Source organism: Bradyrhizobium sp. Ce-3 (genome assembly GCF_022835695.1).
Lineage (GTDB): Bacteria > Pseudomonadota > Alphaproteobacteria > Rhizobiales > Xanthobacteraceae > Bradyrhizobium.
In genome coordinates, this window is the sequence record NZ_BQUV01000004.1 from 39763 (window position 1) to 65970 (window position 26208).

General features: G+C 64.4%; 22 protein-coding genes. 14 read left to right on the forward strand and 8 right to left on the reverse strand.

Annotated features, from left to right (window positions below):
* Positions 1–265: 265 nt before the first annotated feature.
* Positions 266–1045, forward strand: a complete 780-nt coding sequence (locus BRSPCE3_RS14875; protein ID WP_283843128.1) for an SDR family oxidoreductase — start codon at positions 266–268, stop codon at positions 1043–1045.
* Between the two features lie 166 nt (positions 1046–1211).
* Here the strand turns inward: BRSPCE3_RS14875 and BRSPCE3_RS14880 are convergent, their stop codons facing one another.
* Entirely contained in the window at positions 1212–1511 is a 300-nt protein-coding gene (locus BRSPCE3_RS14880) for an HU family DNA-binding protein (RefSeq protein WP_021077434.1), read from the reverse strand.
* A 243-nt stretch (positions 1512–1754) separates the two neighbouring features.
* Between BRSPCE3_RS14880 and BRSPCE3_RS14885 the strand changes: the two genes are divergently transcribed.
* From BRSPCE3_RS14885 to BRSPCE3_RS14905, 5 genes are all read left to right on the forward strand, one after another.
* Complete coding sequence (locus BRSPCE3_RS14885; RefSeq protein ID WP_244066592.1) at positions 1755–1967, forward strand: hypothetical protein; 213 nt, start codon at positions 1755–1757, stop codon at positions 1965–1967.
* Entirely contained in the window at positions 1958–3571 is a 1614-nt protein-coding gene (locus BRSPCE3_RS14890; RefSeq protein WP_244066593.1) for an ABC transporter substrate-binding protein, read from the forward strand. The genes BRSPCE3_RS14885 and BRSPCE3_RS14890 overlap by 10 nt, the downstream gene beginning before the upstream one ends.
* 199 nt (positions 3572–3770) lie before the next feature.
* Entirely contained in the window at positions 3771–4748 is a 978-nt protein-coding gene (locus BRSPCE3_RS14895; protein WP_244066594.1) for an ABC transporter permease, read from the forward strand.
* Positions 4749–4750: 2 nt separating this feature from the next.
* Complete coding sequence (locus tag BRSPCE3_RS14900; protein ID WP_244066595.1) at positions 4751–5581, forward strand: ABC transporter permease; 831 nt, start codon at positions 4751–4753, stop codon at positions 5579–5581.
* Positions 5578–7203, forward strand: coding sequence for an ABC transporter ATP-binding protein (locus BRSPCE3_RS14905; RefSeq protein ID WP_244066596.1), 1626 nt, complete (start codon positions 5578–5580; stop codon positions 7201–7203). The genes BRSPCE3_RS14900 and BRSPCE3_RS14905 overlap by 4 nt, the downstream gene beginning before the upstream one ends.
* 30 nt (positions 7204–7233) lie before the next feature.
* On the opposite strand, the gene BRSPCE3_RS14910 is transcribed toward BRSPCE3_RS14905, so the two are convergent.
* Positions 7234–8601 (reverse strand): FAD-binding oxidoreductase, encoded by a 1368-nt coding sequence (locus BRSPCE3_RS14910; protein WP_244067245.1) that lies wholly within the window; start codon positions 8599–8601, stop codon positions 7234–7236.
* A gap of 77 nt (positions 8602–8678) precedes the next feature.
* Here BRSPCE3_RS14910 and BRSPCE3_RS14915 point away from each other — a divergent pair, with 77 nt between their 5' ends.
* From BRSPCE3_RS14915 to BRSPCE3_RS14945, 7 genes are all read left to right on the forward strand, one after another.
* The gene (locus BRSPCE3_RS14915; protein ID WP_244066597.1) at positions 8679–9533 is read left to right on the forward strand and encodes a VOC family protein; all 855 of its coding nucleotides are present in this window, start codon (positions 8679–8681) and stop codon (positions 9531–9533) included.
* A 213-nt stretch (positions 9534–9746) separates the two neighbouring features.
* Positions 9747–11069: a sugar ABC transporter substrate-binding protein gene (locus BRSPCE3_RS14920; protein WP_244066598.1), complete on the forward strand. Its 1323-nt coding sequence runs from the start codon at positions 9747–9749 to the stop codon at positions 11067–11069.
* A complete protein-coding gene (locus BRSPCE3_RS14925; RefSeq protein WP_244066600.1) occupies positions 11066–12004 on the forward strand; it encodes a carbohydrate ABC transporter permease in 939 nt (312 codons plus the stop codon). The genes BRSPCE3_RS14920 and BRSPCE3_RS14925 overlap by 4 nt, the downstream gene beginning before the upstream one ends.
* A complete protein-coding gene (locus BRSPCE3_RS14930; protein ID WP_244066601.1) occupies positions 12001–12825 on the forward strand; it encodes a carbohydrate ABC transporter permease in 825 nt (274 codons plus the stop codon). The genes BRSPCE3_RS14925 and BRSPCE3_RS14930 overlap by 4 nt, the downstream gene beginning before the upstream one ends.
* A gap of 457 nt (positions 12826–13282) precedes the next feature.
* A complete protein-coding gene (locus BRSPCE3_RS14935) occupies positions 13283–16060 on the forward strand; it encodes a xanthine dehydrogenase family protein molybdopterin-binding subunit (protein WP_244066603.1) in 2778 nt (925 codons plus the stop codon).
* A complete protein-coding gene (locus BRSPCE3_RS14940) occupies positions 16057–16608 on the forward strand; it encodes a (2Fe-2S)-binding protein (RefSeq protein ID WP_244066604.1) in 552 nt (183 codons plus the stop codon). Before BRSPCE3_RS14935 ends, BRSPCE3_RS14940 begins: the two co-directional genes overlap by 4 nt.
* The gene (locus BRSPCE3_RS14945) at positions 16605–17879 is read left to right on the forward strand and encodes a cytochrome c (protein WP_244066605.1); all 1275 of its coding nucleotides are present in this window, start codon (positions 16605–16607) and stop codon (positions 17877–17879) included. Before BRSPCE3_RS14940 ends, BRSPCE3_RS14945 begins: the two co-directional genes overlap by 4 nt.
* Before the next feature lie 48 nt (positions 17880–17927).
* Here the strand turns inward: BRSPCE3_RS14945 and BRSPCE3_RS14950 are convergent, their stop codons facing one another.
* From BRSPCE3_RS14950 to BRSPCE3_RS14970, 5 genes are all read right to left on the reverse strand, one after another.
* Complete coding sequence (locus tag BRSPCE3_RS14950) at positions 17928–21026, reverse strand: multidrug efflux RND transporter permease subunit (protein WP_244066606.1); 3099 nt, start codon at positions 21024–21026, stop codon at positions 17928–17930.
* An 11-nt stretch (positions 21027–21037) separates the two neighbouring features.
* Positions 21038–22195: an efflux RND transporter periplasmic adaptor subunit gene (locus BRSPCE3_RS14955; RefSeq protein WP_244066607.1), complete on the reverse strand. Its 1158-nt coding sequence runs from the start codon at positions 22193–22195 to the stop codon at positions 21038–21040.
* A 248-nt stretch (positions 22196–22443) separates the two neighbouring features.
* Positions 22444–22878: a hypothetical protein gene (locus tag BRSPCE3_RS14960; protein WP_244066609.1), complete on the reverse strand. Its 435-nt coding sequence runs from the start codon at positions 22876–22878 to the stop codon at positions 22444–22446.
* A gap of 81 nt (positions 22879–22959) precedes the next feature.
* A complete protein-coding gene (locus BRSPCE3_RS14965) occupies positions 22960–23877 on the reverse strand; it encodes an SDR family NAD(P)-dependent oxidoreductase (RefSeq protein ID WP_244066610.1) in 918 nt (305 codons plus the stop codon).
* Between the two features lie 102 nt (positions 23878–23979).
* The gene (locus tag BRSPCE3_RS14970; RefSeq protein ID WP_244066611.1) at positions 23980–24216 is read right to left on the reverse strand and encodes a DUF2798 domain-containing protein; all 237 of its coding nucleotides are present in this window, start codon (positions 24214–24216) and stop codon (positions 23980–23982) included.
* A 110-nt stretch (positions 24217–24326) separates the two neighbouring features.
* On the opposite strand from BRSPCE3_RS14970, the gene BRSPCE3_RS14975 reads away from it, so the two are divergent.
* Positions 24327–24839 (forward strand): TetR family transcriptional regulator, encoded by a 513-nt coding sequence (locus BRSPCE3_RS14975; RefSeq protein WP_244066612.1) that lies wholly within the window; start codon positions 24327–24329, stop codon positions 24837–24839.
* 213 nt (positions 24840–25052) lie between these two features.
* Here BRSPCE3_RS14975 and BRSPCE3_RS14980 read toward each other — a convergent pair whose 3' ends face one another.
* Positions 25053–26015 carry an AraC family transcriptional regulator gene (locus BRSPCE3_RS14980; RefSeq protein ID WP_244066613.1) on the reverse strand — a complete coding sequence of 321 codons (963 nt, stop codon included), beginning with the start codon at positions 26013–26015 and terminating at the stop codon, positions 25053–25055.
* Positions 26016–26208 lie beyond the last annotated feature (193 nt).

A 26208-nucleotide genomic window follows, 5' to 3' on the forward strand; every position in this document is an offset into this window, starting at 1 on the left:
CGGATTGCGCGGAACGCGCAAGCCGGGTGGGGATCCTGCCTCCGCAGACGCCGGCATTCGCGGAGAGCAACCCCCACCCCTCCCTCCCCCTTTCAGGGGGAGGGAGACAGACAGCGGTGCTCACCCGCACCACCATGGAGACAACAGATGCCCGGACCGCTCCATCTCGCATTGATCGTCACGGCACACCTGCTCTGCATGACCTTGTTGGTCGCGCTGTCGGTTTGATAGCGTTCTCTCAGGGCCAGCCCCAGGGAGAACAACAATGAACCTATCAATGAAGGACCGCGTCGCGGTGGTCACCGGCGGCAGCAAGGGTATCGGGATCGCGGTGGCACGCCGGTTTGCGGAATCCGGCGCCAAGGTCGCAATCCTCGCCCGCGGCGCCGCCGACCTCGCGGCGGCACGGGAGGCGCTGGCCAAGGACGGCCTCACGGTACGCGATTACGTCTGCGACGTTGCGAAGGCCGCCGACATCACCAAGGCCCATGACCGGATCGTCGCCGATCTCGGCAACATCGACGTGCTGGTCAACAACGCCGGCACCGCTCGCACGCTGGCGTTCGAGAGCATCAGCGACGAGGCCTGGCAGGAGGACCTCGACCTGAAGCTGTTCGCCGCGATCCGCTTCAGCAGGCTGGTGTGGCCGGGCATGAAGCAGCGCAAATGGGGCCGCATCATCAACGTGCTCAACACCTTCGCGAAGGCGCCGGCCGGCAATTCAGCGCCGACCTCGGTGTCGCGCGCGGCCGGCATGGCGCTGACCAAGGTGATGGCCAATGAAGGCGGCGAGCACAACATCCTGGTGAATGCGCTCCTGGTCGGCCTGATCATGAGCGATCAATGGGTCAAGCGGCATGCCGCCCAGGCGCCGGACACCGATTTCGGGGAATTCGCCAAGAACCTTGCCAAGGGCACGCCGCTCGGCCGCATCGGCACGGCGGAGGAGTTCGCCAACCTCGCCTGCTTCCTGGCCTCGGAGCAAGGCTCCTACATCACCGGCACCGCCATCAATGTCGATGGTGGCCGGTCGCCGGTGGTCTAGAGCTCCGGTCCCGGTCTAGCCCGGTCCGGAGCTCCAGACTTTGCTTTGGCGCGTTTTCTTCACGCGAACCGGTGTCTACTGCGCTCGAAAACGCTCAAGCGGGCAACCAACGGCAGGAAGCGACGGCTCAAAAGCAAAAGGCCTCCGTCACCGGAGGCCTTTCATCTTAAACCGCGTCCTTGGCGGCCTTGACCGGCCGTGCGCGGACGATCTTCCGGGCCGGCTTGGCCTTGAACATCATCTCTTCGCCGGTGAAGGGGTTGGTGCCCTTGCGCGCCTTGGTCGCCGGCTTCTTGACCACAACGAACTTCGCGAAGCCCGGGACGAGGAACACCCCGGCCTTCTTCAGCTCCTTGTGGCCGACATCGACGAGCGAGTCCAAAACGTTCTTGACGTCGCGCTTGGAGAGTTCGGTGGTGGTCGCGATCTTCTCGATCACTTGCGACTTCGACAGTTGGGTAGCCATGGTTGCTCCATTGATTCTGGAGTGGGCACGATATGGCGGAAAACGCCGAGAAAAACAGTGTTTTCTGCACTCACCACAGCAATAACGTTGTGGACAGCCCCCGAATCAGGGGTTTTTCCAGTGTTTTTTCCAGTCAAGTCGCTTCCGACCCCTGAATTTACAGGGTTTGCGCGGCTTCGGCGCTCCCGAAACGCCCCCGCGAGAGAATCACTCGAGATATCTCGCGCGGCCCGGAGTGCGACAATGCTGCGCGCAATCCGGGTTGCGCAGCACTGCGGCCGGCCACTTCAGGTTTCGGAAACGATCCTCCAAAAGTCCGAGGCATTAGAAAATGACTTGGGTTCCCATTCCAAGGTAACATCGGCGAGCTGCGGCCGCGACCGATCGGCCGGCCGCCCGATGCAAGCCTTTATGCAAGCCTTTATGTATGTGCTGGAGACCCGCGTATGGATTTGAGCCGCCTCGAGATCAACCGCCGCACGGCCCTTCTGACCTCGGCCGCGATTGCGGCCAATGTTATCAATCCGATGCGGGCCTTCGCGCAGGAAACCCCGCGCAAGGGCGGCGTGTTCAACGTCCATTACGGCGCCGAGCAGCGCCAGCTCAACCCCAGCATCCAGGCTTCGACCGGCGTCTACATCATCGGCGGCAAGATCCAGGAGAATCTGGTCGACCTCGACGCCCAGGGACAGCCGGTCGGGGTGCTCGCCGAGAGCTGGGAGGCGACGCCTGATGGCAAGACCGTCACCTTCAAGCTGCGCAAGGGCATCACCTGGCACGACGGCAAGCCGTTCACCTCGGAGGACGTCGCCTTCACTGCGATGAACATGTGGAAGAAGATCCTCAACTACGGATCGACCTTGCAGCTGTTCCTCACCTCGGTCGACACGCCCGATCCGCAGACCGCGATCTTCCGCTACGAGCGGCCGATGCCGCTGAACCTGCTGCTCCGCGCTTTGCCCGACCTCGGCTACGTCTCGGCCAAGCATCTCTATGAGAGCGGCGACATCAGGCAGAACCCGACCAATCTGGCGCCGGTCGGCACCGGCCCGTTCAAATTCGTCAAATACGAGCGCGGGCAATACATCATCGCGGACCGCAACCCGGATTACTGGCGGCCGAACGCGCCCTATCTCGACCGCATCGTCTGGAAGGTGATCACCGACCGCGCCGCCGCGGCCGCCCAGATGGAGGCCGGCGAGCTGCACTACAGCCCCTTCTCGGGACTGACGATCTCGGACATGGCGCGGCTCGGCAAGGACAAGCGTTTCATCGTCCAGACCAAGGGCAATGAGGGCAACGCCCGCACCAACACCATCGAGTTCAACTTCCGCCGCAAGGAACTGTCCGATATCCGCGTCCGCCGCGCCATCGCGCATGCGATCAACGTGCCGTTCTTCATCGAGAATTTCCTGGGCGATTTCGCCAAGCTCGGCACCGGCCCGATCCCATCGACCTCGACCGACTTCTATCCCGGGCCGAACACGCCGCAATACGCTTACGACAAGGCCAAGGCGATCGCGCTGCTCGACGAGGCCGGTTTCAAGGCCTCCGGCGGCAACCGCTTCGCGCTGAAGCTGCTGCCCGCGCCCTGGGGCGAGGACATCTCGCTGTGGTCGACCTTCATCCAGCAGTCGCTGGGCGAGGTCGGCATCCAGGTCGACATCGTGCGCAATGACGGCGGCGGCTTCCTCAAGCAGGTCTATGACGACCACGCCTTCGATCTCGCGACCGGCTGGCATCAGTACCGCAACGACCCCGCGGTCTCGACCACGGTGTGGTACCGCTCCGGCCAGCCCAAGGGCGCGCCGTGGACCAACCAGTGGGGTTGGGAGGACAAGACCGTCGACAAGACCATCGACGATGCCGCCACCGAAGTCGATCCGGCCAAGCGCAAGGCGCTCTATGCCGACTTCGTCAAGGAGGTGAACACCGAGCTCCCGGTCTGGATGCCGATCGAGCAGATTTTCGTCACCGTGATCACGGCCAAGGCGCGCAACCACTCCAACACGCCGCGCTGGGGCTCCGCGAGCTGGCACGATCTTTGGCTTTCGGCGTAATGCGGCCGCTCCCCCCTCTCCCCGTTCTTCACCGGGAGAGGGTTGGGGTGAGGGGCTCTCTCCGCAATAGTGCTCCATCGATAGACCTGTACCCCCTCACCCGGATCGCATCTTGCGATGCGATCCGACCTCTCCCCGCAAGCGGGGCGAGGTAAGAGAGGCCGGTGTCCACGTCGTTCGAAACCGCTATAGATAACCGATGCGTATCCTGAGCCTTGCGGGGCGGCGGCTGGCCGCCTCGATTCCGACCCTGTTCCTGATCCTGATCGGCGTGTTCCTGCTGCTGCAGCTCGCGCCGGGCGACACCGTCGATGCGCTGATGGCGCAGATGGGCGGCGGCGATGCCGCGACCGCGCAAGAGCTGCGCAAGTTCTACGGGCTCGACCTCTCGGTTCCGGCGCAGCTCGGCAACTATCTCTGGCATTTGGTGCGGCTCGATCTCGGCTTCTCCTCGATCTACGGCAAGCCGGTGGCGACCGTGATCCTGGAACGGCTGCCGCCGACCATCCTGCTGATGACCGCGTCGCTGTCGTTCGCGTTCTTCTTCGGCCTGCTGTTCGGCGTGATCGCCGCGCGCGGTGTCAACCGCTGGCCGGACACCTTGATCTCGACGCTCGGCCTGATCTTCTACGCCACCCCGTCGTTCTGGTTCGGGCTGATGGCGATCGTGGTGTTCTCGGTCTATCTGCAATGGCTGCCGCCGGGTGGCTTCGAGGACATCGGCAACGTCCAGACCGGGATCTGGCGCGTGCTCGATATCGCCTCCCATCTGGTGCTGCCGACGCTGACGCTCGGGCTGATCTTCCTTGCGATCTACCTGCGCATCATGCGCGCCTCGATGCTGGAGGTGCTGAACCTCGATTTCGTCCGCACCGCCCGCGCCAAGGGGCTGGACGAGACCCGCGTCGTCACCCGCCATGTGCTGCGCAACGCGCTGCTGCCGATGGTGACGCTGATCGGATTACAGGCCGGCACCATGCTCGGCGGCTCGGTCGTGGTCGAGAGCGTGTTCTCGCTGCCCGGCCTCGGCCGCCTCGCCTATGAATCGGTGGTGCAGCGCGACCTCAACACCCTGCTCGGCATCGTGTTCGTATCCGCCCTGCTCGTCATATCGGTGAATTTCGTCGTCGACCTGCTCTACGCGCGGCTCGATCCGCGCATCGCGGCGGAGGGCTGACGATGGACGCGGTGAAACGCTATTTCCGCAGCCCGGCCGCGGTGATCGGCCTGATCCTGCTGCTGCTCATCATCGCGATGGCGGTCAGCGCGGGCTTCCTCTATCCGCGCGATCCCCTCGCTCTGGCGGGCCGGCCGCTGGTCTGGCCGTTCTCCAACCCGCGCTTCCTGCTCGGGACAGATAATTCCGGCCGCGACATCGCCGCGCAGATCTTCTACGGCGCGCGGATTTCGCTGCTGATCGGCGGCGTCGCTACCGTGATCGCGATCCTGATCGGCATTCTGGTCGGCGCCTTCGCCGGATACTACGGCGGCTGGGTCGACAATGTGCTGATGCGGATCACCGAGGCGTTCCAGACGCTGCCGAACTTCGTGCTGTTGCTGGTGCTGGTCGCGGTGTTCGGCTCGACCCTAACCACGGTGACGATTGCGGTCGGGGTGGTGTCGTGGCCGGCGCCTGCGCGGCTGACCCGCGCCGAATTCCTGTCGCTGCGCAACCGCGAATTCGTGCAGGCCGGCAAGACGCTCGGCATGAGGGACGTCCAGCTGATCCTCGGCGAGATCCTGCCCAACGCGCTGCCGCCCGTGATCGTCTATGCCAGCGTGGTGATGGCGGTCGCAATCCTCTTGGAAAGCGCGCTGGCTTTCCTGCGGCTGTCCGATCCCAACGTCGCCTCCTGGGGCAATCTGATCGGGCTCGGCCGCGACGTGCTGCGGGTGCAATGGTACGTCTCGGCGATCCCCGGCATTGCGATCCTCGTCACCGTGCTTGCGGTGTCGCTGGTCGGCCAGGGCCTCAACGATGCGCTCAATCCGAGGCTGAAGAGCCGATGAGCGACACGGTCCTTTCCCTCGACGGGCTGACGGTGCGCCTGCCCAAGGGCGCCGACCGGCCGCATGCGCTGTCCGATGTCTCGCTGTCGATCGCCTCGAACGAGATCCTTTGCGTGGTCGGCGAGTCCGGCTCGGGCAAGTCGATGATGGCCAACGCCATCATGCGGCTGCTGCCGAACGAGGTTGCCATCGAGCAGGGCCGGATGATGTTCGACGGGCGCGACCTCTGCGCAGCCGATGGCGCCGAAATGCGCGAGGTGCGCGGCGCCGGCATTGCGATGATCTTCCAGGAGCCGATGACCGCGCTCAATCCGCTGCGCACCATCGGCGACCAGATCGGCGAGATGTTCGCGGTCCACACCGCGCTCTCGAAGGCCGATATCCATGCGCGCGTGCTGGCGCTGCTCGAGGACGTGCGGATTCCCCATCCCAGGGCCGCCGCAAAGGCCTATCCGCACGAGCTATCCGGCGGCCAGCGCCAGCGCGCCATGATCGCGATGGCGCTGGCGCTCGACCCCAAGCTCCTGATCGCGGACGAGCCGACCACCGCGCTCGACGTCACGACGCAGGCACAGATCCTGAAGCTGATCCGCGACCTGCAGCAGCGCAAGAAGACCGCGGTGCTGTTCATCACCCATGATTTCGGCGTCGTCGCGGAGATCGCCGACCGCGTCGTGGTGATGCAGCACGGCGCGATCGTCGAGCAGGGCACCGCCGACAAGGTGCTGAACGACCCACAGCATGCCTATACCAGGCAACTGATCGCAGCCGTTCCACCGCTGAACGCGCCGCCGCCTCGTATCCTCTCCAGCAAGGACATCCTGTCCATCGACAGCGTCTCGAAAACCTACCGTACCGGCGGCTTCCTCGGCCGCGGCGCGCGGGTCACCGAGGCGGTCAAGAACGTCTCGCTGCACCTGCCGCGCGGCGCGACGCTCGGCATCGTCGGCGAATCCGGTTCGGGCAAGTCGACGCTCGCACGCTGCATCGTCCGCCTGATCGATCCGGACACCGGGTCGATCGTGCTGGGCGGCAAGGACTGGGCCAAGCTCGACCGCGAGGAGATCAGGCGCGAGACCCGCCACATCCAGATGGTGTTCCAGGATCCGTTCGCCTCGCTCAACCCGCGCCGCAAGGCAGCCGAGCTGGTGGCGCAAGGACCGATCGTGCACGGCACCGACCGCGCTACTGCGATCGCGGAAGCGCGAAAACTGTTCGAACTGGTCGGGCTCGACCTGTCTGCCGGCGATCGCTATCCGCACGAATTCTCCGGCGGCCAGCGCCAGCGTATTGGGCTCGCGCGGGCGCTGGCGCTGAGGCCGGATGTGCTGGTCGCGGACGAGCCGGTCTCGGCGCTCGACGTCTCGGTGCAGGCGCAGGTCTTGAGGCTGCTCGCCGAACTGCGCCAGCAGCTCGGCCTCTCCATCATCTTCATCACCCACGATCTGCGGGTTGCCGCGCAGATATGCGATCTCGTCGCTGTCATGAAGGACGGCGCCGTGGTCGAGCAAGGGCTGACCGCCGAGGTGTTCGGCAGACCGCAGCATCCCTATACGCAGGCGCTGCTGTCCGCGATCCCCGGCGGCGATTTCACGCGCAAGCGCGATGCTCTGATCGCCTGATCGAGCCGCGCGCGTGGCGTCGGCGTGCGTTCACCGTGAGCGGCGCGAGGCGAGCAAATGCTCCGCCCAGCGCAGCAGCTCGAAGCGATCGCCCCTGACCAGCTCCTGGGCATCGCGCTGCCGGTACAGCACCAGCATCCACGGCGCGAGCTTGCGCAGCAATCCATGCGCCATGTACTGCACCGGCTCGGTGAACGGCAGCGCCAGCTCGTTCTCCGGCACGCCCTGCACGGCCCGCGCCAGCTCACGGCCGAGCGGGATCGTCAGCGCCACGGCACGGCCGTTGCAGCCGGTCCAGCCATAGGCGTTCGGTCCGAGCCGATGCATGCGCGGCAGGAAATCCGCGGTCATCCCGACATAGCCGTTCCAGACATAGTCGAAGGAGACGTCGCCGACCTGCGGCCACAGTCGCTGCAACCGCTCGGTCACCCGCGCCTTCAGCCGCGCGGTCTTGTCGCCCGGGCCAAGCACGGCGCCGCCGGTGACGAGCCGATTGCGCGCGTCGTAGCGCGCGAAATACAGCTCGCCATGGGTGTCCGACATCGCCTGCCGGCCGGGAATGATGGTCTTGCGGACATTGTCCGACAGCGGCTGCGTCGCCATCTGCCACGACAGCACCGGCATCACCTCGGTGGCGATCTCAGGCACCAGCGTCTTCGCGAACTCGCCGCTATAGGCATTGGTCGCGACGACAAGCGCGCGGCCGGAGATTTCACCCTTTTCGGTCTTCACCACCCAGCGGTCGCCGCGACGCTCGAAACTCAGCGCGGGCGAACGGGCGTAGATCCGCGCGCCGTGGCCGAGCACGGTCCGCGCCAGGCCCCGCGCCAGCGCCAGTGGATTGACGTGACCGCCGGTGCGGTTCCAGAAGCCGCCGTACCATGCATCCGAACCGAGCATATCCCGGGTCTGGTCGCGCGACAGCAAGTCCACCGGCGCGCCGAATTTCGACCATTGCTGCACCCGCCGCTCCGCGATCTTGATCCGGCCCGGCGAATGCACCGGCTGCACCCAGCCGGCCTGCTCCTGCTCGGCATCGATGTTGTAGCGCTTGACGACGTCGAACAGCATGGCCGCGCTGTCGCGCAGCATCGCGACGAAGCGCTCGCCGGCGGCACCATGCCGCTTGATGATGTCATCGGGATCGGGACGCGACAGCGTCGGAATGACCTGGCCGTTGTTGCGGCCGGAGGCACCCCAGCCCGGCTCGGCGGCCTCGACGATCGCGACGTCGACATTGGCCTCGCGCAGATGCAGCGCGGTCGACAGGCCCGTGAAGCCGCCGCCGATGATCACGACATCGGCCTGTTGCGCGCCGGTCAGCTCGGGGCAATCAGGCCCCGGCGGCGTCGCCGCGGCCCACAGCGAATTGGGCCAGCGCACGGCATTGCTGCTCATCATGATCCTTTCTTGCGGGGCCTACGCGTTCTGGTTAGGTTTACTCTACTCTCTCATTCCAGCCGGGAAGACAAGAAGTGGCACTCAAGAACGTCATCGGAATCGATCACGCCGTGGTCATGGTGAAGGACCTCGACAAGGCGGCCGAGAACTACAAGCGGCTCGGCTTCACCGTGTCGCCGCGCGGCACCCATAGCGCGCATATGGGATCGGGCAACTACACCATCATGTTCGACCCCGACTACATGGAATTGCTCGGCGTGCTGACGCCGACGGAACATAATGCGCCGGCACGCACCTTCCTCGAGAAGCACGGCGAAGGCATCGAACGGATCGCTTTCACCGCGTTGGATTCCACTGCCGGCGCCGAGGAGATCCGCGCCCGCGGCTATCCGCCGGTCGGGCCGACCGATTTCGAACGCCCCGTGACCTTGCCGAGCGGCACCGTCTCCGCGGCAAAATTCCGCACCTTCCAGTGGCCGACCGCGGAGGCGCCGGGCGGCGTGCGCATCTTCGCCTGCCAGCACAAGACCCGCGAGACGGTGTGGATTCCCGAACTGATGACGCACGCCAATGGGGCAAAACGTCTCAAGCAGGTGCTGATCGTCTCGCCCGATCCCGCATCGGACGCCGCGCAGCTCTCCAAGATGATCGATATCGCCGTCAGAAACGATCCCGACGGTGCGGTTGCGGTGCCGTCCGGCGGCGATCGCGCCGACTTCGTGTTCCTGACCAGGGATCAGCTCGGCAAACGCTATCCCGGCGTGTCGCTGGATGGCCTGTCCGAGCGCGGCGGCGCCGGCCTCGTGATCGCGGCCGACCTTGCCGGCACCGAAAAGGCGCTGGGCTCCGCCGGCGTCAAGGGCGGCGGCGGCATCACCGTGCCGCCGGCGGCTGCCAACGGCACCCTGCTCGCCTTCGTCAAGGCATAACTGCAATCCGACGCGCGGCGCGGCGTTATGCAGCGGCGCCGCGCATCCGGGGCAGACAGACCAGCGTCACGCTCAAGCATCGACGCGATGCGGCCGCATCAATGCGCGTCCTGCATCGGTTGATGCACAGTCGGTCCGGAAAACCGGTGTTCACTTTTCCGGATCATGCTCTAGTATCTCTCCCAAACAAGAAGACCGTCCTGGGAGGGAAACATGTCGCATCACCTGATCTCGCGCCGCCAGATGCTGGCGGGCACGGCCGCCGCGGGTGCGGTCGGATTGACCGGATTTCCGGCCCGCGCCGAGATCAACTGGAAGAAGTACTCCGGCACCACGCTCGAGGTGATCCTCGCCAAGGGGCCGCGCGGCGACAATCTGCAGAAGTACATCAAGGAATTCACCGAGCTCAGCGGCATCAAGGTCGAGTCCGAGCAGATCCCCGAGCAGCAGCAGCGCCAGAAATGCGTGATCGAGCTGTCCTCGGGCAAGCCGAGCTTCGACGTCGTGCATCTCAGCTATCACGTGCAGAAGCGGCAATTCGAGAAGGCGGGCTGGCTCGCCGACATGTCGGGCTTTCTCAAGGATCCGAGCCTGACGCCGCCGGACCTCGTCGAGAGCGACTTCTCGGCGGCCGGCCTGCAATATGCGCGCAACGACAAGGGCCAGATGCTGTCGCTGCCGTGGTCGGTCGACTATTTCATCCTCTACTACAACAAGGAGCTGTTCCAGAAGAAGGGCGTCGAGGTCCCGAAGACGCTGGAGGAGATGGCGGTCGCCGCCGAGAAGCTGACCGATCCGAAGGACGGCATCTACGGCTTCGTCGGCCGCGGCCTGCGCAACGCCAACATGGCGATGTGGACCAACTTCTACCTGAACTATGGCGGCGAATTCCTCGATGCCAAAGGCAACATCCTGACCGACGGCCCGGAGGCGGTCGAGGCCACCAAGCTCTATCAGAGGCTGCTGACGAAATGCGCGCCTCCCGGCGTCGCCGGCTTCAACTGGATGGAGTCGATGGCCTCGTTCACGCAAGGCCGATCGGCGATGTGGATCGATGCCGACGGCTGGGCGCCGCCGCTGGAAGACCCCGCCGCCTCGCGCGTCGTCGGCAAGGTCGGCTACACGCTGGTGCCCGCCGGCCCCAAGGGCAAGTTCTCGTCGACCTATGGCGACGGCGTCGGCATCGCCGCTGCGAGCAAGAACAAGGAAGCGGCCTATTTGCTGTGCCAATGGGTGGTCTCGCGGGGCCAGGGTGCGCGGCTGCTGCAGGCCGGCGGCGGCGTGCCGTTCCGCAACTCGATCGTCGACGATGCCGAGGTCGCCAAGGGCGTCAAGACCAAGGAATGGCTGCAGTCGGTGGTCGATTCCGCCAAGATCTCGAAGCTCGGCCTGCCCGTCATCATCCCGGTCGCCGAATTCCGCGACATCGTCGGCGCAGCGCTGACCGCGACGCTGTCGGGCGCCGATCCGGCCACCGAGCTGAAGAAGGCGCACGAGCAGTTCCGCCCCATCCTGGAGCGTAGCGAAAAAGCGTGAGCGTCGTTACACAGACTGAGCCGGTCGCGGCCGACAAGACCGCGCCGGCGCGTGAGTGGCGTCCCCCGTCCTATTGGCCGTTCGTGATCCCGGCGCTGGTCGTGGTGCTGGCGGTGATCATCTTTCCCTGGGTGTTCACGATCTGGATGAGCCTGCAGGAGTGGAAGGTCGGCTCGCCGACCGTCTTCGTCGGGCTCGCCAATTATTTGCGGCTGCCGACCGATCCGCGCTTCGTCGAGGCGGTCGGGCATACGCTGTCCTACACCGCGCTGTCGGTGGTGCTGCCGCTGGTGTTCGGCACGCTGGCGGCGGTGGTGTTTCACCAGAAATTCGCCGCGCGCGGCTTCCTGCGCGGCATCTTCATCATGCCGATGATGGCCACTCCCGTCGCGATCGCGCTGGTGTGGACCATGATGTTCCACCCTCAGCTCGGCGTGCTGAACTACCTGCTGTCGCTGGTCGGCCTGCCGCCGCAGCTCTGGGTGTTCAACCCAACGACGGTGATCCCCTCGCTGGTGTTGGTCGAAACCTGGCAATGGACGCCGCTGGTGATGCTGATCGTGCTCGGCGGCCTCGCCGCGATCCCGACCGAACCCTATGAGAGCGCGCAGATCGACGGCGCCAATTTCTGGCAGGTATTCCGCTTCATCACGTTGCCCCTGATCATGCCGTTCCTGTTCATCGCCGGCATGATCCGGATGATCGACGCGGTGAAGAGCTTCGACATCATCTTCGCGATCACGCAAGGCGGGCCGGGCTCGGCGTCGGAGACCATCAACGTCTATCTCTACAGCGTCGCCTTCGTCTATTACGACCTCGGCTACGGCTCCGCGATCGCGGTGGTGTTCTTCCTGCTGATCGTGGCGCTGGCGGCGCTGCTGCTCTACCTGCGCAAGCGCCTGCTGTGGACGTCAGCGCTCGGGAGCGACGCATGAATCCGCGTCAGATTCTCGGCCAGATCGGGCTGTGGCTGTCGGTGTTGGTCATCGTCTCGCCGGCGATCCTGTTCTTCCTCTGGATGGCCTCGCTGTCGCTGAAATTCGAGATCGACAACGCCTCCTATCCGCCGGTGTTCTTTCCCGAGCATATCGCCTGGAAGAACTATGCCGACGTGTTTGCCTCCAACCGCTTCCTGACCTATTTCGCTAACAGCCTGATCGTCACCGGCTGCGCCACGGGACTTGCGATGCTGGTCGGCGTGCCCGCGGGCTACGGCATCGCGCGGATGGCCGCGCATAAATCGGCGATCGTGATCCTGATCGCGCGCATCACGCCCGGCCTGTCGTATCTGATCCCGCTGTTCCTGCTGTTCCAGTGGCTCGGCCTGCTCGGCACCCTGGTGCCGCAGATCATCATCCACCTCGTGGTGACCGTGCCGATCGTGATCTGGATCATGATCGGCTATTTCGAGACCACGCCGCTGGAGCTGGAGGAAGCCGCGCTGATCGACGGCGCGACGCGCTGGCAGGTGTTTCGCCATGTCGCGCTGCCGATCGCGAAGCCCGGGCTCGCGGTCGCCTTCATCCTCGCGGTGATCTTCTCCTGGAACAACTTCGTGTTCGGCATCGTGCTGGCCGGGCGCGAGACCCGCACGCTGCCGGTCGCGGTCTACAACATGATCTCGTTCGACCAGCTGAGCTGGGGCCCGCTCGCCGCCGCCGCACTGATCGTGACGGCACCGGTGCTGCTGCTCACCGTGATGGCGCAGCGGCAGATCGTCGCCGGGCTCACCGCGGGCGCGGTGAAAGGCGGCTAGAGCAGGATAGAGCTATGGCGCCGTCGCGGGGGGGCGCTACCAAAATATCGAAAACAACCCCATGCACAGTAAGCCGGCGGCGCCCGGCGTTCGATCAGGCAACTTGACACGTCGGGCAACTCAGGGGTATTCTTCTAGTATTCCGAAATCCTGCAAGCGTCCCCTCGGCAAGCCGAGGAAAAGTGCGGGCAATGTCCGCTCATCCTCCAACAGCTACCCAAATCCGCACATCGTGGAAGGTCCGAGTCGGGCCAACAGCGGACGTAAGTCCTGACCGACAACGAATGCTTTCCGCGAGTCGGGCTTTGTGCCATCATCCCGGTGCGGACGAGCGGATGGTTACCGGATCGGTCCCTCGGATTGATGATGTGATCGAGTCGAGGCAATCGTCGTGCGAACGCCTTCATCCGATATGCGCTCCACGCCAGGCGTTGGCTCGCGGCCGTCGCGCCGACAGGTGCTGCGGGCAAGCCTCATCGGTAGCATCGCTGTGTACGTTGCGCCCCTCGGCAGCCAAGCCTATGCGTCGCTCTTCGAACAGCAGTTGCTGGTGCGACCAGATTGGGATGCAGCGGCCGGTGTTCTGAAATATCGGATCGATGGCCTCTCAAAGGTCACCGGCGCGAAAGTGTTCGCGCGCGACATTCGCGCCCGGGACATGCCGCATTGGCCGCAGCAGCAGGCGCACGCGCTGGTGCTGCGCACCACAAGGGCCGATTGCAGCTATGACGGCTTCGACCTGTCATTGCTCGGCGACGAGCTCAAGCCGGACCGCGTGGTAACGGCAAATGACCTGACGCGCGACGGGCTCAGATTTCCCGACTTCTATGGCGAAGACATGCTGCTGCCGGAAGGCAAGACGCCGGCCTATCTCGGCCAGGCGGTCGCCATCCTGATCTTCCAGGATTTCGTCCGCTTTCGTTTCGCCAAGGAAAAACTCCAGTTCAACGACGCCGTCATTCGCTATGGCGCGATCACGGGGCCACTGCAGCGCGATCCGTGGGAGGCGGTCCGTTTCGTGCGCGTCGGCGGCGCAACGCCCCATGACGACGACGTATTTTCCAGCCTCAAGGACGCCCCGTTCTCGCCCGGCTACGAAAAGCACGAGCCGGTCTGGCCTGCTCCGGCACGCGATGGCAATCTTGCGGCGCGGGGCATGTACCATGCGAGCGCCATCGGCGAAGAGCTGGAGCACCCACCTGCCGATTGGGTTGTGCTGAGGCGTCGCTACGCAACGCAATCGGCCGATACCGCAGCGCTCGAACCTGATAACGCCAATGGCTGGTACGACAGCGAGAAGCAGGAGCTGCACCTCGTCGTGCCGACGCAGTCGCCGCAGGAGATGGCGCAACGCGCGGCGACCATGCTGCAGCAGAGCCGCATCGGCCTGAAGCAGCTGTTCCTGCATCCTTGCTACACCGTCGGCTATGGTTCGAAGGACAGCTTCGCCTTGCCGTATTATGCGCTTGTGGCCGCGGTCTACGGCGGCGGCCGGCCGGTGCGTCTCGCCAACGATCGGTTCGAGCAATTCCAGGCCGGCCTCAAACGCCACCAGTTCAATATCGACTACACCGTGGCCGTGGAGCGCGGCACCGGCCTGTTACGCTCATTGCGGGCCGGGATCATCGCCAATGGCGGGGGCCGCAAGAATGTCTCGGACCTTCTCGTCAGGGTGGGCGCGACGTCGCTTGGCTCGGCCTACTATTTCCCGAAGACCGATGTGGCAACGACCGCCGTCGCATCGCGCGCCGTCGACGCAGGTTCGGCGCGCGGTTACGGCGCACTCGAAACCATGACCGCGACCGAACTGATGATGGACGAGATCGCTGGCGAACTCGGTCTCGATCCCATCGAGTTTCGCCTGCGCAACGTTCTGAAGACGGGGATGAGAAACACCCAGGGCGCGATTCCAACCGGCACCCTGCGCGCCGAGACGGTGATGCAAAAGGCTCGCGTTCATCCGCTGTGGAGCGGCCGCCTCGCGCGCAAGCAGGTCTACGAAGCTGCTCATCCCGGCAAATATTACGGAGTCGGGTTCGGCTGCATCCAGTGGCGCTTCGGCAACGGGGTGGAAGGCAGCCTTTCCAGGGTCGAGCTCGCCGGCGACGGACGCATCGCGGTTTTCAACAGCGGCGCCGAGATCGGCACCGGCACGTCTTCAGGACAGGCTGTGGCCTGCGTGCGCTGGCTCGGCCGACCGGCCGATGCGGTCGAGCTTGCCGTCACCGACTGGACGGATCTGCCGGTCGAAACCAGCGGCGATCCCCGAAAGATGAGCCAGGACGAACAGGATCGCCTCGCGCAGAATCCGCGATGGAGTCCGGCCTATGCGTCGGCGTCCAGCGCGAGCAACTCGTCCTACTACCTCTCGCATACGACCCGCGAGGCAGCGCGCATCGTTTTCGTCCACGGACTGTGGCCGGCCGCCATCGCGATCTGGGCGAGCGACGCCGCGGCGGGTTCGCGCGTGCCGGCGCTGGAAGAGGCGCGCTGGCGCGAGGGATCACTGACCGCCGGGGGCCTGGAGCCATTGCCGCTGGCTCGCCTCGCCCAGGAGGCGCACAGGCGCGGCCTGGTGACCGGCGCGGCGGTACACGGCTTCAACCGTTGGCGATGGGCCGAAGCCGAATTTGTCGTGAACGGCCTCTCTGTGCGCGCTCCCATCGACGCGCTGTCGGTGCGCTATGGCGAGGGCAGCGACGCGTCGGCCGCCACCGCACCGGGTCGTTATCAGGTGCTCGACCGTCAGGCTGTGTTCTTCCCGCCGACCCAGAACTACAACGCGATGGTCGGGCTCAGCACCGCGGCCGGCACGTTGGCCGAGCTCGTGGTGGACGCCGCGAGCGGACAAGTCACACTGCTCGCACATCACACGCTGCTCGACTGCGGCACCATGCTGGTGCCGGACCTCGTATCAGGCCAAATCCAGGGTGGCACCGCGACCGGCATCGGCCTTGCGCTGCATGAGTCCATGCCGCTCTACGAGGACGGTCCTGGCAATGGCACCTGGAATTTCAACCGCTATCACCTCCCACGTGGCAGCGACGTGGCGACCTGGACGCAGACCGCCGAGATCTTGCAGCCGCTGTCGGAAGACGAACCGCCAAAGGGCATGGCCGAAGCGGCGGCGATACCGATCATGGCCGCGATCGTGAACGGGATCGCGCATGCGATCGGCCATCGCTTTCGTACGCTGCCGGTCACGCCGGACCAGATCATGGCGGTGCTCGGATGAGCCTGCCGACCCGACCGCTGGCAGTCACCATCAACGGCCATCGCCGCGGCCCGATCGACGTGCCGGAAGGCCTGATGATGATCGATGTGTTGCACGAGATGCTCGGGCTGACTGGTCCGCGCCTCGGTTGCGGCATCGGCATCTGCCACGCCTGCGTCGTGATCTGGGACCGGGACGATCGCACCAGCGAGGAGGTCCGGACCTGCATCACCGGCGCCCACTTCTTCGAAGGCAAAAGCATCCGCACGATCGAGGGCATCGCCCGCCGCGACGACACGGGGCGGGTGCTCGCGCTTTCTCCTGTGCAGCAGGCCGTCCTGGACAAGTTCAGCTTCCAGTGCGGCTACTGCACGCCAGGCTTCGTGATGGCGGCCACGGTGCTCGTCGAGCGGCTCGCGCGCGTCCCCGTGCCGCGAAGTGAAGTGGAGGCAACGGTATCCGCGGCCCTCGAGCCGCACATCTGCCGCTGCACCGGGTACGTCCGCTATTATCAGGCCGTGCGCGACGTGATCCTTGCGACCCCCGGCCTGACGCGGGACGCCGGATGAGCCTTCGCCGCCGCCGGGTCCTGCTCGTCGCAAGCGTCATCCTGCTTGCGGTCATCGCCGCAGCCGCCCTTGCACTCCACAACCTGCTGGCCGGAAAAAGCGGCGGCGCTATCCAGGCTGTCAAAGCACCCGCCGATGTCATCGCGCGCGGAAGATATCTTGCCGCGGCGGCGGACTGCGCCGCTTGCCACACCGCCCCGGGCGGCGCGCCATTTGCCGGTGGCCTTGCCATGCAGAGCGGCTTCGGCACCATCTATGCCACCAATATCACGCCCGACCCGGATGAAGGCATCGGCCGCTGGAGCGCGGACGATTTCTGGCGGGCGCTCCATGACGGGGTCAGGCGCGACGGGCAACAGCTCTATCCGGCGATGCCGTACACGTCCTATCGCGGCATGACGCGCGCCGACTCGGACGCGATCTACGCCTATGTGATGCAACTTCGTCCGATGAAGGTAGCTCCTCCCGTCACCGACCTGAAATTTCCCTTCAACGTGCGCCTTAGCCTGGTCGGCTGGAATTTGCTGTTTCTGCACGATCAGCTGCCAGCAGTGTCTACAGGGCGATCTGCAGGTTGGCAGCGCGGACGATACCTGGTGAACGTGCTGGGCCATTGCGGCGAATGCCACACGCCGCGCGGCATCGTGGGTGAGATGGAGTTGTCGCGATCGTTGACCGGGTTCGCGCTTGGGCGCGTCGCGGCGCCGGACATCACTCCGGCAGGTTTGGCGGCCCGCGGCTGGACTGCCTCGGGATTACGTGCGTTTCTGGGAGGCGCGACCACGCGGGAAGGCTCGGCCTTTGCCGACATGCGTACGGTGGTCGCGCTGAGCACCAGGAACATGACGGCCGAGGACCTTGAGGCCGTAACAACCTTTCTGCTCGGCGATAATCCGCCTCCAATCGGCCCCTCTCCCTTCGATAAAGCGCAAGTTCAAGCTGCGACAACCGGCCTGGGACGATCGAGCTACGTGGCGCTATGCTCGGGTTGCCATGGTCTCGACGGCAACGGCGTGCCCAACACGGTGGTCGCACTGCGCAACAACAGTACGCCGCGCCTCTCTGATCCTCGCAATCTGATCGTTGCAATGCTGGACGGCGTCGGCCTCGAGAACTTTCCGCATCGCAAGAACATCGAGGCGATGCCGGGCTTCGCCGACAAGCTGAGTGATGGCGAGGCAGCAGAGCTGGCCAATTATGTCCGTCTCACCTTTGGCGGACGGAAGGCCGACGTGACGGCGGCTGACGTGCGCGCGCTACGCAGGAAATGAAGTAATCGCGCAAGCGATTGTTCCGCTCTGGGTCACGAATGACAAGACTCATCCCGCTTCGACCGGGCGCGGAACCAGCTTGCTGGCGCCGCGACGGCTGAAGCGGTGCAGCGCGAGGTAGACCACCGGCGTGGTGTAGAGCGTCAGGAATTGCGACACCAGCAGGCCACCGACGATCGCGTAACCGAGCGGCTGGCGGATTTCCGCTCCGGTGCCGTGCCCGAGTGCAAGCGGAAGGGCGCCGAGCAATGCTGCGAACGTCGTCATCATGATCGGGCGGAAGCGCTTGAGCGCCGCCTGGAAGATCGCCTGCTCCGGGTCCATGGCCTCGGTCTGCTCGGCATGGATTGCAAAATCGATCATCATGATGGCGTTCTTCTTGACGATGCCGATCAACAGGATGATGCCGATCAGCGCGATGACGCTGAGCTCGAGGTTGAATGCCATCAGGATGAGAAGTGCGCCGACGCCGGCCGACGGGATCGTCGAAAGGATCGTGATCGGATGGATCAGGCTCTCATAGAGCGCACCCAGGATGATATAGACCGCGATCACCGCAGCGAGGATCAGGACAGGCTGCGTCTTGAGCGAGTCCTGAAACGCCTGAGCGTTGCCCTGGAACGAGGTGATCAGGGTGGCCGGGACGTTGAGATCCCGCTTTGCTTTCTCGATCGCCTCGACGGCCTCTCCGAGCGCGGTGCCTGCGGCCAGGTTGAACGACAGCGTGATCGCCGGGAACTGGCTCTGATGGCTGACCGATAGCGACCGCACGGTGTGCTTCTGTTCGACCAATGCGCTCAGCGGCACTTGCCGTCCGCTGCTGGATGGCACGTAGATCAGATCGAGCGCGCTCGGATCAAGCTGGAATCGCGGGTCGACTTCCAGGATCACCCAGTAGCTGTTCTGCTGCGTAAAGTATTGCGCGACCTTACGCTGCCCGAACGCATCGTAGAGCGTGTCGTCGATCGCCTGCGTCGCGACGCCGAGCCGCGATGCCGTATCTCGATTGATCTCGAGTCGCAGGGTCGGACCAGCGATCTGCTGGTCGGTCGCGACGTCGCGCAGCAACGGAATTCCCTGCAGGGATCGAAGCAGGATCGGCGCCCAGTGATCGAGCTCGTCGAGGTCGCTGTCCTGCAGCGTAAATTGATATTGCGTGCGGCTCGCGCGTCCTCCGACATTGATGTCCTGCGACGCCTGCATGAACAGGGCAATACCCCGCACAGCGGCAAGTTTCGGCCGCAGCCGGTCGATGATCTGGCTGGCGCTGGCATCGCGCTGGTCGCGCGGCTTGAGATTGATGAACATGCGGGCGTTGTTCACGGTCTGGTTGACTGTGCCGGCGCCGACCGCCGACATCACGCCGTCGATGCCGGGATCGGCCATAAGGATGCGTACCAGTTCCGACTGACGCTCCAGCATGGCTGGATAGGAAATGTCCTGCGAGGATTCCGATACCGCGACGATGAACCCGGTGTCCTGCTGGGGAAAGAACCCCTTCGGAATCAGGACATAGAGACAGCCGGTCAGGATGATGGTCGCGACGGTCGCAGCCAGCGTGAGCCGCTGGTGACGCAGCACCCAGCGCAAGCCCGTCTCGTAAGCCGCGAGCATGCCTTCGAAGAACCGCTCGCTCAGCGCATAGAGCCGGCCGTGCTGCTTGCCCTTTTCGTCCCGCAACAGTTGCGCGCACATCATCGGCGTCAGCGTCAACGAGATGACGGTCGACACCAGGATTGCGACGCTCACCGTGATGGCAAATTCGCGGAACAGCCGCCCGATGATGCCGCCCATCAGCAACACCGGAATGAACACCGCGATCAGCGACAGGCTCATCGAGATGATGGTGAAGCCGATTTCGCGCGAACCCTTCAGCGCCGCCGCGAGCGGCGAGTGGCCCTGCTCCAGGTACCGTGCCACATTCTCAACCATCACGATCGCGTCGTCGACGACGAACCCTGTCGCGATCGTCAATGCCATCAGGGAGAGGTTGTCGAGGCTGTAGCCGAGCACATACATCACCGCGAATGTGCCAACCAGCGACAGCGGAACAGTGATGCCGGGGATCACGGTGGCCCAGCCGTTGCGCAGGAACAGGAAGATCACCATCACCACCAGCGCGATGGTGAGCATCAGCGTGAACTGAACCTCTTCGACCGAGGCACGGATGGTCTGGGTGCGGTCGGTAACGACGTGGACGTCGACGGCGGACGGGATCGCGGCCTTCAGTCGCGGCAACGCCGCCTTGATATGCTCGACGGTGTCGATGACGTTGACGCCGGGTTGCCTCTGAATGATGAGGATGGCCGACGGTTGGCCATTAAAGGTGCCAGACCCGCGAATGTTTTCGGCGCCATCCACCACGGAGCTGACGTCGCCGAGCCGGACGGACGAACCGTTGCGCCAGGCGACGATAACCTGCCGATAGCTGGCGGCGTTGAACAATTGATCGTTGTTCTCAATCGTAACGCCCTGGCGCTCGCCGTTCAGCGTGCCCTTGGGGGCATTGAGCGTGGCGGTCGCGATCGCTGACCGCAGATCCTCCAGGCTCAGGCTGCGGCCAGCGAGTTCGAGCGGATTGGCTTCGACGCGCACGGCAGGCTTCAGCGCGCCGGCAATCAGCACGGTGCCGACTCCGTCGACCTGGGAAAGCTGTTGCGCGAAGATATTGTCGGCAAGGTCGCTGACCGTCGTCATCGGCAGGGTGTCCGATGTCAACGCCAGCACCATCACCGGCGGGTCCGACGGATTGGTTTTCCGATACGTCGGCGGTGACGGCAGATTCTTCGGCAATTGCCCGCCGGCGGCGTTGATCGCGGCCTGCACGTCCTGCCCGGCGGCATCGATATTGCGGTCAAGGTTGAACTGGATCGAGATCACCGATATTCCGATGCCGCTCACGGAGGTGAGCTGGGCTACGCCGGACATCTGCGCCAACTGCCGTTCCAGCGGGCTTGCGACCGAGGACGCCATCGTCTCCGGGCTCGTGCCCGGCAACTGGGCCGTCACCTGAATGGTGGGAAAGTCGACCTGCGGCAGCGGCGCGACCGGCAAAAGCAAATAGGCAACGAGGCCGACCATTGCGAGGCCCGACATCGCCAGCGCGGTTGCGATCGGACGCCGGATAAAGGGTTCGGAAATATTCATCGTGCGCCGCCTTATTCCCGGCCTTGTGCGGTCGAGGCGGTGCGTTCTTTCGCAGGAGCCGCCGGCGAGGGAACCGGCGCGATGCGTGTGCCGGGCCGAAGCTTGTAGTGGCCGTCCAGGACGATGGTTTCACCGGCGGCAAGGCCGCTCTCGATCAGCGCCTCGCCGTTGCGGCTGGCGGCGATCCGGACCGAGCGGGTTTCGACCGTGGAATCCTGTCGAACGACGAACGCATAGCTGCCGTTAGGTCCCGATTGCAGTGCGGATCCCGGCACGACCGGTCCGCGGCGGACCCCGAGCAGCAGGCGGGCGCTGACGAATTGGCCGGGCCAGAGCCGGCCGTCGAGATTCTGAAAGATCGCCTTGAGCCGGATCGAGCCGGTGCCCTGATCGATCTGGTTGTCGATCAGCTCGAGCCGGCCGTCGGCAAGCTTGATGCGGTCGTCCTGATCATACGCCGATACGACAAGCGCACCTCCCCGCATCGCATCGGCGATCTCCGGGAGATATTTCTGCGGCAGGGTGAAGATCAGGCCGATCGGCGCCAGCTGTGTGACGACGACAAGTCCGCCCGAATCGGAGGCATGAACGATGTTGCCCTGATCGATCAAGCGGATGCCGGTGCGGCCGGCGAGTGGCGAGACGATCGTCGTATAGCCGAGCTGCACGCGTGCATTGTCGATCACCGCCTGGTCGCGCGCGATCGCAGCTTGATACTGCGCGACCAGCGCCTCCTGGGTATCGACGCTCTGGCGGGTGGCGAACTCCTTGACCACGAGCTTGCTGTAACGCTCCAGATCAAGCCTGGCATTGGCGAGCAGCGCTTCGTCGCGCGCCTTGTCGGCCTCGGCTTGATGCAGTTGTGCCTCATAAGGGCGCGGATCGATCTGCGCTATCAGGTCGCCGACCTGCACGTCCTGGCCTTCGCGAAACGCGATCTTCTGCACTTCGCCATCGACGCGCGCCTTCACCGTCACGGTGTTGTAGGCCTGGACCGTGCCGAGCCCGACGCGCGAAATCCCGAATTCCTGATCCTTCACCACACCGGCCGTCACGGGCACGGGCCGCGCAGTTGCAGGATTCGCGGCTGACTTCATGACGCTGGACGGAATGCCTTCGCGCCACAGATAAGTGCCCGATAGCGCAAGCGCGGCGGCAGACAGTCCCACAATCCAAAACCTGGGAATCTTCATCCTGTTGTCCTGTCATGAAGGGGCGACTTGTCCCTTCGCTGCCGCTTCCTTGCGGACGGGTAATTATTTATACAACGTATAATTTATACGGCGTCAAAGCAACCTGTCAAACGCTGACAGAGGCTGGCTCACGGGATCTTGAAGGAGGCGCTGCGCGGGGAGATGTGGCTATCCGCGATGATTGCGCGGTCCGGCACCGAGCTAAGGGCTGCGGGCTTCCAGAACTAGTCTACCTTGAAGAGAAACGGACTGACCGAAACAAGCGGCGGTCTTCCATCGGTCGTTTGCTTCACGCTGAATTCGATCTCTTTTTCCGCGCTCGTATCCAAAACGGCAACGGACAGGATCGCAATGCAGATGACTTCCCGCCCGGCCTTGTCCCTTGATTTCACGAGTATGGTGCCATCCAAGCTGTAGACGGCGCTCTTCTTCGCACTCTCCAGGATCGCCACCTTTTCAGTTTCCGATTTCGCGGCATTCATCATTGCCTCAAGCGAACTCGAGTATTTGAGAGTGTAGGTCACCAGCTTATTGTTTTCATCGTCCGAAAATACCTTGAGTACCGAACCGCGGGCATCCGAAGAACGGCACTCGCGCTCCGCCGACTGGTCCGCTTCTCCGCAGCCGCTCAACAACAGCAGCAGAACGAAGCGTGCCAAAAGCGACGGCCCTTCCCTGATAGGTCTCATTGGACTGCCTGCGTCCGCGGTGCGGAACACCTCGTCAAAGCGCCGTCCACGTTACTTGAATTCGGCGGCATGGAGTTTCACGAAATCGCGCATGTTCATGGGTGCCTGGCCGGTCAGCTTGCGCACGGTATCCGTCATGCGGTCGTAGCGCCCCTCCTTGTTCAACTCGGTCATGGCCGAGAGATGGCTGACAACGTGCTCAGGAAACCCCGCCCGCCGCAGGCCTTCGCTCCACGCGGAAAGCGGCACGTCGCGATATTGGATCGACCTGCCGAGCGCTTCGGAGAACGCCCGCGCATGATCGTTCAAGTCGGCGGATTCCGGTCCCGTCAGATCGTAGATCCGGCCGATATGCGGCGCGGGATCGTCGAGGATGACAGCAACCGCGCGCGCCACGTCGACCGCCGAGATCGGCGAGGTCCTGCCATCACCCATCGGCAGCGCCAGTGTGTCGGAGGCCTTTACCCCGCGGGCGGCGATCATGAGAAAGAAGCCCTCGAGGAAAACCGTCGGCCGCACCGTGACGACCGGCAGGCCCGACCAGGCCAGGGCCTGCTCCGCCAGCCAGTGCAGCTTGTGTTGCGGGCTGCCGGTGGTCTCGCTGATGCTCATCTGCGAAACCGTCATCTGCGACATGTTCACGAAAGCCTCGACCCCATGGTGGCGGGCCACCGCGGCGGTGTTCACGGTGGCTTCCAGGTAGGCCGCCGAGACCGACATTCCGAAATAGATCCGCCTGCAGCCTTCGATGGCGCGGTGCATCGCGGCGAGGTCCGTCAGGTCGCCTTGCACGACCTCGGCGCCGAGCCGCCGCAGAGCCTCGGCGCGGGCGTCCTCGCGCCGAACCAGGGCGCGCACCTTGTGGCCCTTGTCGATCAGGAATTCGGTGAGGCTACGGCCGATGCCGCCCACAGCGCCGGCTGCGCCGGTCACGAGAATGGGGTTGTCGTGATGATGTCTCGTCGTCATGTTGCTGAGCCTTCGGTTGCGTCAAAAAGGCGAACTGGCGTGATATCTCTGAGGCCTGGAGCTTGAATTTAGGTGCGATGCGCATTGTACGGCGACCCGACCTCAGCGGATTGGCAATCCGGCCTGCCGCATGACGAAGCGCTGGATCCGCGGGATGACGATGATCAACATCGGGACGATCACGACGTAGCTCGTTGCCGCGGCCTTCAGCCAGCGCAGCGCGAAATCGGACTGGAACCCATAGTTCATGGCGAGACCGACGAACGACATGCTGGTCGACGTGATCAGGCCGGTGATCATGGAGATCGAGGGTCCAATCAGTTTCGGGGAAAGGGCCATTTGCTTGCTCCTGGGTATGGGCTATTATTTATACGACGTATAACTTATACGATGTAAAAGCAAGAGGGCCAATGCCGAGAACTGCCGATCCGGAACTGCCTCACAGAATCTTGAAGGCCGCCGACGCGCTATGGCAGTCGGGCGGCGAGGAGGCCGTGACGATACGCGGCGTCGCGGCGGAAGCCGCCACCACGACGCCGACGGTCTATAGCTACTACGCCGACCGGGAGGCGTTGCTGACGGCGTTGCGCAAGCTTGCCTTCCAGCGCTTCTCTGCCCACTTGGCAAAATCGCGCGACTTCCAGGACATGTGTGCACGACATCTCGAGTTCGGCACCAACCAGCCCCGCGATTACGAACTGCTCTACGGGCGCGGCTGGATGGAGCGCGTCACAACGGGTGCGCAAGCCAACGAGATCGAACGATACACCAGCCATATCGTGCGCGCCGGCATCGATGAAAGCAAAGCCGCGCACATCGCCTATCCGATCATGATGATGCTGCACGGCGTGGTGATGCATCGGCTCTTGAACAAGAAGCCGGGGCCGCTTGGCCGAACGATTGCGGCAGCCTGTCTCGATGCCTGCATGACGCTGCTCGAAAGTGCGCGGCAGGGGAAATAGCAGTTGCCACCTGGAATTTCGGAGACGATCGGCTCGATGCGCCGAAAGCCAGGCTCCGGGCAAGCCGCGCGGCGCGGCGGCCAATTGCCTCGCCTTCATCGAGATCCCGCTATGGCTGCGCGTCACCGCAGCCCTAATGTCATCCTACGCCAGGCGGCGAGTGCCTTTGGCACCGCGTCCGCGCCGGGCCGTGAGCGGACATCCGGGCCAAGGTCATTCGGCAACTTCCGCTTCCTGAACGTCGCCTTGCCTTCGTCCGCCGTCAGACCGTCGAGCCGCTCGGTACCGGCCAGGCGACAGGCCGTGATGCCGTTGGAACAGCTTCGAAAACGCCGCCGCTGTCTCGTAACCGACCCGGCTCGCAATTCGCGCGATCGGCTCGTCGCTGGTTTCAAGCAGGAACGCCGCTTCCGCCATCCGGCGTTCGATGACGTAACGATGCATGGACTGGCCGACGAGCCTGGTGAAACGGGCTGAAAATGCCGAACGACCGAGCCCCACGCGCTGGCCGAGGTCGCTCAGGGTCCAGAGCCGCTCCGGGTTTTCGTGGATCAGCTTGAGCGCCGGTCCGATATGAGGGTCTGATATGGCCCCGAGCCAGCCGCCTTGTCCTGGACTGAGGGACGCAATCCAGCTTCGCAGCACCTCGACAAAGAGCACTTCGGTCAGTCGTGAAAGCGCGACGCGTTGGCCGGGACGCTCGAGCGCGGACTCGCTGACCATGCGGCGCAGGATTGCCTCAAGCCAGCCACCGTCCGCCGTCGGCTTCAGCAGGAGCACCGGCGGAAGCAGTTCCAGCACGCTGCCGAACAGCGGCCGTGACACCGTGAAATTGCCGCAGATCATCGTCGAGAGCGGCTTTGCACGACCGCCGTGACGAACCACGCCAAGGCGCGGCGACGATCGATCGATATCCGTGATCCGCAACGGCTTGGCGTGGCGATCCGAATAGAAAACGTGAGGCTCGCCGCGTGTGATCACGACAAAATCGCCCTCGGTCATCTGGATTTGCTGTCCCTGTGCAAGCGCGAGGGTCGCTGAGCCCTGGCTGAGATAGTGAAACAGGGCGTAGGGGCGCGCCGGCAACTCCAGATTCCAGGGATGGCCGAGCTCGAAGTGAAACAACAGCGTCCCGCCGAGGCGAACGCGATCGAGCACTTGGGCGAGGATGTCCATGCCGCCCAGATTAGTCCGGTGGACGATCGGACACAACATCCGGACGATTGACGCCTATCGTCCGGATCGTCCGCGGAATAGGTCACGTCGCGGCGGGCCGACGTCACGTGCGGCAACCATTTCGCCGACGGCGGATGGAAGAACCGCGACCTTGCTGGAAACGCCTGTCCATTCCTCCGGACCATGTTCGTCC

Bases quoted from the DNA above. Each gene is read 5' to 3' on its own strand.
- BRSPCE3_RS14875 (WP_283843128.1), top strand. From the start codon at position 266: ATGAACCTATCAATGAAGGACCGCGTCGCGGTGGTCACCGGCGGCAGC.
- BRSPCE3_RS14880 (WP_021077434.1), bottom strand. From the start codon at position 1,511: ATGGCTACCCAACTGTCGAAGTCGCAAGTGATCGAGAAGATCGCGACC.
- BRSPCE3_RS14885 (WP_244066592.1), top strand. From the start codon at position 1,755: ATGCTGCGCGCAATCCGGGTTGCGCAGCACTGCGGCCGGCCACTTCAG.
- BRSPCE3_RS14890 (WP_244066593.1), top strand. From the start codon at position 1,958: ATGGATTTGAGCCGCCTCGAGATCAACCGCCGCACGGCCCTTCTGACC.
- BRSPCE3_RS14895 (WP_244066594.1), top strand. From the start codon at position 3,771: ATGCGTATCCTGAGCCTTGCGGGGCGGCGGCTGGCCGCCTCGATTCCG.
- BRSPCE3_RS14900 (WP_244066595.1), top strand. From the start codon at position 4,751: ATGGACGCGGTGAAACGCTATTTCCGCAGCCCGGCCGCGGTGATCGGC.
- BRSPCE3_RS14905 (WP_244066596.1), top strand. From the start codon at position 5,578: ATGAGCGACACGGTCCTTTCCCTCGACGGGCTGACGGTGCGCCTGCCC.
- BRSPCE3_RS14910 (WP_244067245.1), bottom strand. From the start codon at position 8,601: ATGAGCAGCAATGCCGTGCGCTGGCCCAATTCGCTGTGGGCCGCGGCG.
- BRSPCE3_RS14920 (WP_244066598.1), top strand. From the start codon at position 9,747: ATGTCGCATCACCTGATCTCGCGCCGCCAGATGCTGGCGGGCACGGCC.
- BRSPCE3_RS14930 (WP_244066601.1), top strand. From the start codon at position 12,001: ATGAATCCGCGTCAGATTCTCGGCCAGATCGGGCTGTGGCTGTCGGTG.
- BRSPCE3_RS14940 (WP_244066604.1), top strand. From the start codon at position 16,057: ATGAGCCTGCCGACCCGACCGCTGGCAGTCACCATCAACGGCCATCGC.
- BRSPCE3_RS14945 (WP_244066605.1), top strand. From the start codon at position 16,605: ATGAGCCTTCGCCGCCGCCGGGTCCTGCTCGTCGCAAGCGTCATCCTG.
- BRSPCE3_RS14950 (WP_244066606.1), bottom strand. From the start codon at position 21,026: ATGAATATTTCCGAACCCTTTATCCGGCGTCCGATCGCAACCGCGCTG.
- BRSPCE3_RS14965 (WP_244066610.1), bottom strand. From the start codon at position 23,877: ATGACGACGAGACATCATCACGACAACCCCATTCTCGTGACCGGCGCA.
- BRSPCE3_RS14970 (WP_244066611.1), bottom strand. From the start codon at position 24,216: ATGGCCCTTTCCCCGAAACTGATTGGACCCTCGATCTCCATGATCACC.
- BRSPCE3_RS14980 (WP_244066613.1), bottom strand. From the start codon at position 26,015: ATGGACATCCTCGCCCAAGTGCTCGATCGCGTTCGCCTCGGCGGGACG.